At 75.8% G+C, this 891-nt stretch carries 1 protein-coding gene; it reads left to right on the top strand.

Annotated features, from left to right (window positions below; all coding sequences use genetic code 11):
* On the top strand, positions 1-891 hold an 891-nt coding region (locus tag ACYVE9_RS28640; protein ID WP_461030798.1), incomplete at both ends, for a GAF domain-containing protein.

Raw genomic sequence — 891 nt, forward strand, 5'->3', positions numbered from 1 at the left:
CCGCGTAGCCCCCGACGGCCTCGCCCGCGTCGACCTGGGCGACGCCGAGCTGGCCGCCCGCCGCGCCGCCCACCCGCTCGCCGACGTGATGCCCCTGGTACGCGAACTGCTCGGCACCATCGCCCAGGACGGCGCGCACCTGCTGTCCGTCTGCGACGAGAGCGGGCGCATGCTCTGGGTCGAAGGCCATCCGCAAGTGCTGCGCCACGCCGAGCGGATGAACTTCGTGCCCGGCGCACGCTGGGCGGAGCCCTACTCCGGCACGAACGCCCCCGGCACCGCGCTCGCCGTGGACCACCCGGTGCAGATATTCGCCGCCGAGCACTACTGCCACGCCGTGCAGAAGTGGACCTGCGCGGCGGCTCCCGTCCACGACCCGCACAGCCGCCGGATCATCGGTGCCGTCGACATCACCGGAGGCGACCACCTCGCCACGCCGCAGAGCCTGGCACTCGTCCAGGCCACCGCGCGGGCCGCCGAAGCCCACCTCGCCGCGCTCGCCACCCGCCCCGCCGGGGGACACCTCCAGGCCCTCGGGCGCGACGAAATACTGCTGCGACCCGCGTCCGGCGCGCCGCTGCGCCTCGGACGGAGGCACAGCGAGATCGTGGTGCTGCTCACCGCCCACCCCGACGGCCTCACCGGCGACCAGCTCGCCACCGAGCTCTACGGGGAACGGGACATCCACCCCGTCACGCTCCGCGCCGAACTGTCCCGCCTGCGGGCGCTGCTGGGCAACTGCCTCGCCTCCCGGCCCTACCGGCTGACCACCGCCTGGCACGGCGACTGGCGGGCTGTGGGCGACGCCGTCGCGCGCGGCGACCTCGGTGCCGCCGTGGCCGCCTACCGCGGCCCGCTGCTGCCGCTCTCCGAGGCGCCGGGCGTGCTCCG

The sequence above is a fragment of the Streptomyces sparsus genome, assembly GCF_054776295.1.